This is a genomic window from Actinomadura sediminis (genome assembly GCF_042675525.1).
Classification (GTDB): domain Bacteria; phylum Actinomycetota; class Actinomycetes; order Streptosporangiales; family Streptosporangiaceae; genus Spirillospora; species Spirillospora sediminis.
Genome location: NZ_JBHTJA010000173.1, coordinates 1 through 9,161, shown reverse-complemented (window position 1 = coordinate 9,161; position 9,161 = coordinate 1). Strand labels below are relative to the sequence as shown.

Sequence of the window (9,161 nt, the reverse complement as noted above, 5' to 3'; positions counted from 1 at the left end):
GCCCCCGCAGCCGCGCGGCGCGCGCCAGGCCGGAGGAGCAGCGGCGCGGCGACGAGCGCCACCGCGGCCGGGACCGCGAGCGCCGCCAGCGCGGGACCGCGCGAGCGCGGCTCCGCCAGCAGCGCCGCCAACCCGATCGCGGTGTACGCCGACGTCGTGATCACTCCGCCCGCCAGGATCACCGCGGTCGCCAGCCGGGCGGGCGCGCCGCCGCGCCGGAACTGCCGGAACGTGTAGACGACGCTCACCGCCGGGCCCGCCGGCAGGGTCGTGGACAGCGCGTTCCCCGCGTAGGTGATCGCGAAGGCGCGGCGCAGCGACATCCGCAGCCCGCCGACCCGCAGCAGCCGCCGCTGCAGCCGGGCGAACGCGCCCATCGACCCCGCCCCGCCCGCCACGACCAGCGCCAGCCAGAACGGGTCGGCCCGCTCCACGGCGGCCAGCAGCGCGCCGGGGTCCGGGAGCCGGTCGCGGTTCAGGACGAGCACCGCGACGGCGCCCAGCGCCAGCGCCCACTGGACGGCGGCGCCCGCGCGCCGCCACCGCGCACGGGGACGCTCCGCGACCGCTCGCTCCATGCCCGCTCACCCCGCAAGATCGTTCTACGGTGCGAACCTACGGTCGGTGTCGGACATTCCCGGGTGGCCGGGTCCGGAACCGGACCCGGCCGCCCGCGAACGCGCGTCCGGCCACCGGGGAACGTGTTCAGGGACGGTTCGTCGGGTTCACCGCGTCCGACTCGGCGGGGCCGTCCCGGTCGGGCCAGCGCTCGTCCTCGCCCTCCCGGGCGGCCTGCTCGTCGTACTCGGCGACGCTCAGCCCGTCCCGGTCCTGGTCCGGCTCCTCGATGACGTGGTCCGCGGGCGGGTCCTGGACGTACTGCTCGGTCAGGGCGACCTCCTCGGCCTGCTCGTCGTCGCCCATGTCGTCCATGTCCGCGCGGAAATCTCTGTCCTCTCCAGGGTTGCGCTGCCTCATGCCCCACGGTGTGCCCGCAGCCCGGCGCCCTATGCGGACGGGCGGTCCCGGACGGCGACGAGCCCGCCGATCACCCCGACGAACGCGGTGCCGTCCGGGCCGATCGTCACCGGCGCCCAGTTGTTGTCGAACCACTTGCCCGTGCCCGTCAGCACCTTGTAGACCGTCCGGCCGGTGTGGACGTCGATCGCCGTCAGGTACCACGCGTCGACGAGGTCGCGGCGCGGCTCCTTCGTGTACACGTAGAGCAGCCCGGCCGGCACCGACACCTTCGGGACGGTCGACGGCGAGCGCTCCGCGCTCGTCCAGACGGTGCGGCAGCCCGCACCGTCGGCGTCGACGTCCACGCGGGCGAGGCCGCCGGTCGACGAGCCGCCCGGCGGCAGCTCGAAGAAGTTGCGGTAGCCGTGGTTGTTCTCGATGAACAGGCTGTTCCCGTACCCGACGAGCGAGTTGTCGGTCGCGCTCCGCCCGCTCCCGAACACCGGCTCCGTGCAGACGAGGCCGCCGTCGTCGCGCCGCCGCACGACCACGTTCATCCGGTCGTCGGCGTTGTCGGTGATCGCCACGTAGTCGTCGCCGAGCAGCGTGGGCGTCGTCCCCGACCCCTGGTCGATCTGCCCCGGCTTGCGGCCCGAACCCCGGTCGTAGGGCTCGCGCCAGACCGTCCGCGGCATGCCGGACCCGTCCGCCCGCATCGCGTACAGCGCGTGGTCGGACACGATCGAGACGCCGTCCTCGCCGGCGGCGAACGAGTTCTGGATCTGCTCGCCGCCCGCCAGCCGCGTCACCCGCACCGTCCCGGTCTCCGGATCGACCGTGCCGATGCGCCCGCCGCGCGTGACCCACCAGATGAGGCCCGTCCAGTCCGGCCCGACCGCGGTGATCGGGTCGCACTCGCCCTTCGGCCACGGGTTCGTCCACGTCGCGCAGTCGTGCGGCAGGTACGGGCTCAGGTCCCAGTCGTCGACGACCTCGAACCGCCACCGCCCGTCCGGGCCCTTCTCGTGCGCGAACCGGCGCAGGTGGAACTCCGAGTCGGCGAGCACCGCGCGGTCCTGCGGGTCGAGGTAGTAGTACGCCCCGCCCGACGTGTCCGTCATGACCTTGTCCAGGCTCAGCGAGAACACCGCCTCCACCGTGGACGGACGCGGCGGCAACTGGAACGTCGCGACGTCCTTCAGCGTCTCCGGGTCGATCAGCCGCAGCATGAAGTTCTGCCCGCGCGTGCACTGCGCGACGATCAGCCCGCTCCTCTCCGCGAACGTGACCGTCGAGCACAGGCCCGGCAGCCCCCCGCCCTTGGCCTCGTCCAGCACCTCCGGGTTCCGGCCCAGCGGCCCCGAGAACGGGTACGTGTCCGACGCGTAGCCGTCCGCGTGCATGGACGACTTCCCGGTCGGGCCCATGTGCGGGTGCGCGGGTATCGGCTCGCCGGGCAGCGGCCGCGGCGTCGCCGGACCGCCGACGAACCCGGGGACGAGCCCGGTGCCGGGCCCGTCCGGGATGGTGTCGGCACCGGCCGCGGCCGGCGGCACCGCCGCCAGCGCCGCCGCCAGCGCGACGGGCAGCACGGCGGCGAGCAGGGATCTGCGCATCGGGCAACTCCTCGTCAGGACGTCGCCCCGTTCGCGCCGCCGGGGACGTTCACCGCATCGTCAATGTGATCGTTCCCGGCGCCCGGATGGTTACCATCCCCCCATGGCCGTAAAAGCAGTGATCTTCGACTGGGGCGGCACGCTCACCCCCTGGCACGACATCGACCTCGGCGACATGTGGCGCGCGATCTGCACCGCCCACCTGCCCGCCGACGACGTCGAGAAGGCCGCCGCCGCGCTGCTGCGGGCGGAACTGGAACTGTGGCGGCGCGGCGAGGAGCAGCAGCGCAGCGCCACCCTCGCCGAGGTGTTCGAGCTCGCCGGCATCGGGCCGGAGCTCACCGGGGCGCTCCTGGAGACCCACTTCGAGACCTGGACCCCGCACACCCTCACCGACCCCGCCGTCCCCGGCCTGTTCCGCGCCCTCCGCGACCGCGGCATCAAGGTCGGCGTCCTGTCCAACACCATGTGCGGGCGCGACTGGCACGAGCGCGTCTTCGCCCGTGACGACGTCCTCGACCTCCTCGACGGCGCCGTCTACTCCAGCGAGATCCCGTGGACCAAGCCGCACGCCGAGGCGTTCCGCGCCGCGATGGACGCCGTCGGCGTCACCGACCCCGCGTCCTGCGTCTTCGTCGGCGACCGCCCCTACGACGACATCCACGGGGCCAAGTCGCTCGGGCTCCGGGCCGTCCAGATCCACCACCAGACGACCCACGCGTTCACCCGGCCCGGCCTCGCGCCCCCCGACGCGCTCATACACGACCTCGGCGAGCTGCTGCCGCACGTGGACGCGTGGTGACCTAGGGCTTCGCGGCAACGATCAGATCCCGGGAGATCGCCTGGTCGACGCGGTGGCGGAACCGCAGGTACGGCTCGGAGTCCGCCACCCGCAGGCCGCTCCCCGCGAGGATCGCGGCGAGCTCCTCGCGGCGCCCCACGAAGGTGTTCCACGAGATGCCGATCGCCCCGCCGGGCCGCAGCAGCCGCGACCACTCCGGGACCGCCGCGGCCAGCAGCTCCACCGGGCTCCGCGACAGCTCCTGCCGCCGCCCGGGCCGGCCGCCCTTCGGACGGCTCGCGTGCTGGACGCCGTACGGCGCGTCCGTCACGATCAGGTCGAACGCCGCCGGCTTGAAGAACCGCCCGGCCTGCAGCGAATCGGCGTTCACCACCGTGACGCCGATCGTCTCGCCGCTCTTGTAGAGCTCCTTCGTCGCCCCGAGCGTCACGTCCAGGCGCCGCGCCACCACCGACTTCTCGCGCCGGACGTTCGACACCTCCGCCCGGTGCTTCACCCGGTTGTTGCGCAGCCACGTCTTGATGAACGCCGCGTACGCGTCGAAGTCCTTGGCGTCGAGGTCGATCCCCGCGGCGTCGAACCCGTACATCATCGCCTGGTTCAGCGTCGTGCCCCGCCCGCACATCGGGTCCAGCACCCGCGGCCGCCCGGTCACCAGGTCCATGGGGGAGTCGGTGGCCATCGCCGTCACGTTCAGAAGCAGCTTCGTGAAGTGCTCGTTCGTCTTCCCCGAGTACTTCTGGATCGTCAGCAGGTCGCTGCCGAACAGGTCGAGCGGCTCCACCGTCACGGGCCTCAGCAGGCCGCCGTCCCGGAGCTCGAACAGCGCGTACAGCGACGACAGGTTCGACAGCAGCCGCACGTCCGCCGGGCCCAGCTCGTCCGCCTCGAACGTCACGTAGGCGACGCCGCCGATCGTCGTCTCGCCGATGTCGCGGATCCGCCCGCCCAGCGCCCGCTCGCCGAACACCGCGAGCTCGGCGCGCACCAGTTCGGCGGCGGCCTGCGAATAGACCCGGTTGTGCGAAGGGGAGACGAGAAGGCCGTACGCGGTCATTCGAACGACCTTAACAGCGCGGGCTCGCCGCCCGGGCCGCGCGAGCCCGCGCCGCGACGGCGAGCCCGCTCCGGAGCCCGGCCGATCAGCCGGTGCCGATGCGGCGGCGCTTCGGGCGGGCCGTGCGCGGACGGGCCGACGGCAGGTCGGGCGCCTGGACGACGCGGCCCTCGACCGTCGGGATCTCGCCGGTGGAGTCGCCGGTGGAGTCACCGGACGGGGCGCCCGCCGGGGCGGCGTCCCGCCCGCCTCCGCCCGGGGCGTCCAGCGCCGCGGGCCCGGCGGCCGGGGCCTCCAGTGGCTGGAGGTCGGGCAGGTGGCGCGACGCGGCGTTCAGCAGTTCGGCGACGCGGCTCTTCAGGCTGGCCAGATCGGCGCGGGCCACGTCGGCCTGCGCCTGGGCGCGGCGGGCGTTGCGGCGGGCCTCGTCCCGCTCGGCGGCCAGCCGGTTCAGCTGCTCATGGTAGGCGGCCCGAAGCTCGTCGAGTGCGCTCGAAGCGCCGTTGTGCGGAGTGGTCATGCTCTTCTGGGCTCCTCCCCCGAGTGGTCCAGTGGCAGACAGTGCAACGCCCGGCCAGGGCCGGTTGGTTCCCCGTAGTGCGGAAGATCACTCACCGATCGCCGGGGACGGGACGCGGCGCCAGGGCCGCGTCCGGCAGACCGGGGAACGCGTCCGCCGGCGCCGCCGTCCCCGCGCGGGCCCGCCAGCGCGCGGCCCGCCCCGCCGCCCGCAGCGCCCCGTCGGCCGCGAAGACCCGCAGGTCCGGGGAGGACGCCCCCGCCAGCGCGACGTAGGGCGGGACCACGCCGTCCTCCAGCGCCGCCGCGAGCCGGGCGGCGCCGCGGGCGTCCGTCGCCCGCACCGGCAGCTCGTAGGCGGGCGCGGCGGCGACCGGATCCGCGGTCATGATCGACAGCAGCGCGTCGCGCCGCGACCGGTGGCCCTCCCACATCCGCTTGGCGGTGGCGCGCAGGTCGCCGGTCAGCCGCCCGCCGAGCACCCCGTACCCGTACACGGCCGCGTGCTCGGCGGCCAGCGCGTCCTGCAGTCCGGGCGCGCCGGACTCGCCCGGGACGGCCGCCGGTTCGCCCGGGATCGTCCGTGCGTGCCCGGCCTCGCACGCCGCGATGCTCGCGAAGAGCTGGGCGAGCCCCGGCTCGACCTTCGCCGTGTCGGCGGCGCGCGCCACGGCCGCCTCGCCCTCCGCCCGGCGCAGCGCGGCGAGCGCCGCGCCCCAGCCGGGCGGGACGGGCCGGGCGGTGGCGGACGGGATCCGGCCGCCCTCGTGCCGCCGGTCGCCCGACCCCGGCACGTAGTGGTCCCTCAGCACCCTCAGGTGCTCGCGGTGCCGCGCCAGGACGGGATCGATCTCCCCGGCGAGGCCGGGGACCGCGGCGCGGGCCGCCTCGTACGACGCGATGAGGTCCTGCTCGGCGGCGATGGCGCGCACCAGCGCGGGCATCCCGCGGGCCGGCGCCGCGGCCTCGGCGGCGCACCCCGCCACCGTTCCGGACAGCAGCGGCAGGACGAGCGCGGCCGCGCCCCCGAGCAGCGCCCGGCGCCGCACGCCGCCGCGCGGTGCGGGCGGCACGGGCGGTACGGCCTGTGGCAAGGCGGTCTCCTCACCCGGTGGTGGGGGCGGTCGGCGCGCAGGGTGGCGCGCACCGCCGGGCGGACAGGGGAGGCCCGCGGGGTCCGGTCGTCCGGACGCCGCCGGGCGGGCCGGTACCAGCATTTCACATCCGCCGCGCCGGTGACCTGTCCGAAAGACCGCTGCGGTCTCCGGCTGTCGATAGTCTTGAAGGGTCGGCGGACACACGGTGACATCAGGACAACACGAGGAGGGGCCATGAGCGTCGAGTCCCGCGGCGGCCCGGCCCGCGGGGGCCGCCCCGGCAGGGGCCGCGCCCATGGGGACCGCGAGCGGAGCGGCCGGGAGCGGCGCCCCGACGCCGCGGCGCGCCCGTCCCGCGACGTCGCCGCCGCCGAGCTGCGGCGGCTGCTCGAGCCGGCCGTCGCCGAGGCCGGTTTCGACCTCGAGGACATCGACGTCCGCCCGGCGGGCCGGCGCCGGCTCGTCAAGGTCGTCGTGGACGCCGACGGCGGCGTCGGGCTCGACGACATCGCGGTGCTGAGCGAGACGGCCTCCGCGCTGCTCGACGGCTCCGACGTCATGGGCGCCTCCCCGTACGTGCTCGAGGTGACCTCGCCCGGCGTCGACCGACCCCTCACCGAGCCGCGGCACTGGCGCCGCGCCGTCGGCCGGCTGGTCGTCGCGCCGCTGACCGAGGGCGGGCAGATCGAGGGCCGCGTGGTGGCGGCCGACGACGAGACCGTCGAGATCGAGGTCGCCGAGCCGCGCCGGAAGAAGGGAGCCGGCGCGGGCGGCGGCGGTACGTCCGCTGGGTCGAAGACCACCGGGCCGGGCGTCCGGCGGCGCCGGTTCGGCCTCGGCGAGCTGGGGCGCGGCCGCGTCCAGGTGGAGTTCAAGGCTCCTCCGCCCGGGGCGGCCGAGGAATCGCGTTCACCGGCTGAGCCGGACTAGAGGGGGGAACCTCGTGGACATCGACATGACCGCCCTGCGGGGCCTGGAGAGCGAGAAGGACATCTCGCTCGACGTGGCCGTGAAGGCCATCGAAGACGCCCTGCTGATCGCCTACCACCGCACCGAGGGCGCGGCGCCCCGGGCCCGCGTCGAACTCGACCGCACCACCGGTCACGTCACCGTCTGGGCCACCGAGACCGACGAGGAGGGCACCGCCCTCCGCGAGTACGACGACACCCCGACCGGATTCGGGCGGATCGCCGCGACCACCGCCAAGCAGGTCATCCTGCAGCGGTTGCGCGACGCCGAGGACGAGCTGACGTTCGGCGAGTACGCGGGCCGCGAGGGCGACATCGTGAGCGGCATCATCCAGCAGGGCAAGGACCCGCGGAACGTGCTGGTCGACCTCGGCAAGATCGAGGCGGTGCTGCCGCCGCAGGAGCAGGTGCCGGGGGAGCGGTACGGGCACGGCGAGCGCCTGCGCGCCTACGTCGTCCAGGTCCGCAAGGGCCACCGCGGCCCGTCGGTGCAGCTCTCGCGCACCCACCCCAACCTGGTGCGCAAGCTGTTCGCGCTGGAGGTCCCGGAGATCGCCGACGGGACGGTCGAGATCGCGGCGATCGCCCGGGAGGCGGGGCACCGCACCAAGATCGCCGTGCGGTCGCGCAAGCCGGGGGTGAACGCCAAGGGGGCCTGTATCGGCCCGATGGGCGGGCGCGTCCGCAACGTGATGACCGAGCTGCACGGCGAGAAGATCGACATCGTGGACTGGTCGGAGGACCCGGCCGAGTTCGTCGGGAATGCCCTGTCGCCGGCGCGTGTTTCGAGTGTCGAGGTCGTCGACGCGGACGCCCGGGTCGCCCGGGTGATCGTGCCCGACTACCAGCTTTCGCTGGCCATCGGCAAGGAAGGGCAGAACGCCCGGCTCGCGGCGCGGCTCACCGGCTGGCGGATCGACATCCGGTCCGACACCGAGCCGGCCGAGGCCGCCGGAGGCGCCGACCCCCGGGAACGGGGGCAGGGACGGCCGCAGGACGGCCGCGGCGAAGCGCGTGCGCAAACGCCCCCCAAGGCCGCCGGGCCCGGCGGATCCGGACCTTCTACGTCAGGAGACCATGCGACAGGTCCCGCCGACGCTTCGGCGCGGTAGACTCTTGAAGAGCGGCCGGGCGGTCCCTACGCGTACGTGTGTGGGTTGCCGGGTCCGCACGGCCAAGTCCGACCTGCTCCGCCTGGTGGTGGTCGAGGACGTGATCGTCCCCGATCCGCGCGGGCGGATGCCGGGACGGGGCGCGCATCTGCACCCCGATCCCGGCTGCCTCGAGCTCGCAGAGCGACGTCGGGCGTTCCCCAGGGCGTTCCGCCTTCAGGGGCCGCTCGACGCCGGTGTGCTGCGGGCGCGGGTTGCGGAGCGGGCCGCGCAGCAGCAGGATGTCTGAATGTCATGGCCGAACGGTAAGCGACGTCTAGTCGGGAAGCAGGTCGAGATTGCTATGAGCGCTCGATGAGCACGCCGCGATGAGTACGGCAAGTTAGCGACGGTCCGGAGGCCGCACCCCCGGACCGAGTAGGGAGTGCAGTGGCCAAGGTCCGGGTATACGAGCTCGCCAAGGAGTTCGGAGTAGAGAGCAAGGTCGTCATGGCCAAGCTCCAGGAGATGGGCGAGTTCGTCCGTTCGGCGTCCTCCACGATCGAGGCGCCGGTCGTACGCAGGCTTACCGAAGCCTTCCAGAATGGTTCTTCCTCCAAGCAGGGGGACAAGCGCGTCGCGTCGAAGAAGCCTTCGGGGCCGCGCCCGTCCGCGCCGCGTCCGGGTCCGCCCGGCGGCGACGGACGTTCCCAGGGTCCGCGTCCGGGCCCCCGTCCGGCCCCCGGCGGCTCCGGTGGCCAGGGCGCACCGCGCCCGCCCGCGCCCAAGCCCGGCCCCGCCGGTGCGGGCGCGCCCAAGCCCGGCCCGCGCCCGCCGGTCCCGCCGGCGCCGAGCCAGCAGGTACCGAGCCAGCAGGGGCCCGGCCAGGAGACGCCGAGCCAGGAGGTGCCGCCTCCGGCGGCCGCGCAGGGCCCGAGCGCCCCGCCGGCCGGTGAGCGCACCGACCGCGGCGAGCGTCACGGCGGCGGGGGCGGCGGACGTCCCGGCGGCGGGGGCCCGAAGCCGGGTCCCCGCGCGCCCAAGCCGGGCC

Annotated in this window: 11 protein-coding genes; 5 read left to right on the top strand and 6 right to left on the bottom strand. The window is 75.0% G+C overall.

Going from position 1 to position 9,161, the window contains the following annotated elements:
• The 3 genes from ACFQ11_RS36170 to ACFQ11_RS36160 all read right to left on the bottom strand — a co-directional run.
• Window positions 1–578: lysylphosphatidylglycerol synthase domain-containing protein (locus ACFQ11_RS36170; RefSeq protein WP_378307191.1), on the bottom strand; the 578-nt coding region annotated here is incomplete at its 3' end.
• Window positions 579–705: 127 nt separating this feature from the next.
• Window positions 706–978, bottom strand: a complete 273-nt coding sequence (locus tag ACFQ11_RS36165) for a hypothetical protein (protein ID WP_378307189.1) — start codon at window positions 976–978, stop codon at window positions 706–708.
• 29 nt (window positions 979–1,007) lie between these two features.
• The gene (locus ACFQ11_RS36160; RefSeq protein WP_378307187.1) at window positions 1,008–2,576 is read right to left on the bottom strand and encodes a hypothetical protein; all 1,569 of its coding nucleotides are present in this window, start codon (window positions 2,574–2,576) and stop codon (window positions 1,008–1,010) included.
• A 103-nt stretch (window positions 2,577–2,679) separates the two neighbouring features.
• Between ACFQ11_RS36160 and ACFQ11_RS36155 the strand changes: the two genes are divergently transcribed.
• Complete coding sequence (locus ACFQ11_RS36155) at window positions 2,680–3,378, top strand: HAD family hydrolase (RefSeq protein ID WP_378307185.1); 699 nt, start codon at window positions 2,680–2,682, stop codon at window positions 3,376–3,378.
• A 1-nt stretch (window position 3,379) separates the two neighbouring features.
• Here the strand turns inward: ACFQ11_RS36155 and ACFQ11_RS36150 are convergent, their stop codons facing one another.
• The 3 genes from ACFQ11_RS36150 to ACFQ11_RS36140 all read right to left on the bottom strand — a co-directional run bounded on the left by ACFQ11_RS36150 (window position 3,380) and on the right by ACFQ11_RS36140 (window position 6,048).
• Window positions 3,380–4,435: a TRM11 family SAM-dependent methyltransferase gene (locus ACFQ11_RS36150; RefSeq protein ID WP_378307183.1), complete on the bottom strand. Its 1,056-nt coding sequence runs from the start codon at window positions 4,433–4,435 to the stop codon at window positions 3,380–3,382.
• 85 nt (window positions 4,436–4,520) lie between these two features.
• Entirely contained in the window at window positions 4,521–4,955 is a 435-nt protein-coding gene (locus ACFQ11_RS36145; RefSeq protein WP_378307181.1) for a hypothetical protein, read from the bottom strand.
• A gap of 91 nt (window positions 4,956–5,046) precedes the next feature.
• Window positions 5,047–6,048 carry a ferritin-like domain-containing protein gene (locus ACFQ11_RS36140; protein ID WP_378307179.1) on the bottom strand — a complete coding sequence of 334 codons (1,002 nt, stop codon included), beginning with the start codon at window positions 6,046–6,048 and terminating at the stop codon, window positions 5,047–5,049.
• A 237-nt stretch (window positions 6,049–6,285) separates the two neighbouring features.
• Between ACFQ11_RS36140 and rimP the strand changes: the two genes are divergently transcribed.
• The 4 genes from rimP to ACFQ11_RS36120 all read left to right on the top strand — a co-directional run.
• Window positions 6,286–6,981: a ribosome maturation factor RimP gene (gene rimP, locus ACFQ11_RS36135; protein WP_378307177.1), complete on the top strand. Its 696-nt coding sequence runs from the start codon at window positions 6,286–6,288 to the stop codon at window positions 6,979–6,981.
• 25 nt (window positions 6,982–7,006) lie between these two features.
• Window positions 7,007–8,131, top strand: coding sequence for a transcription termination factor NusA (gene nusA / locus ACFQ11_RS36130; RefSeq protein ID WP_378307193.1), 1,125 nt, complete (start codon window positions 7,007–7,009; stop codon window positions 8,129–8,131).
• Window positions 8,097–8,420, top strand: a complete 324-nt coding sequence (locus ACFQ11_RS36125) for a YlxR family protein (RefSeq protein ID WP_378307175.1) — start codon at window positions 8,097–8,099, stop codon at window positions 8,418–8,420. Before nusA ends, ACFQ11_RS36125 begins: the two co-directional genes overlap by 35 nt.
• A gap of 140 nt (window positions 8,421–8,560) precedes the next feature.
• Window positions 8,561–9,161: translation initiation factor IF-2 N-terminal domain-containing protein (locus tag ACFQ11_RS36120; RefSeq protein WP_378307173.1), on the top strand; the 601-nt coding region annotated here is incomplete at its 3' end.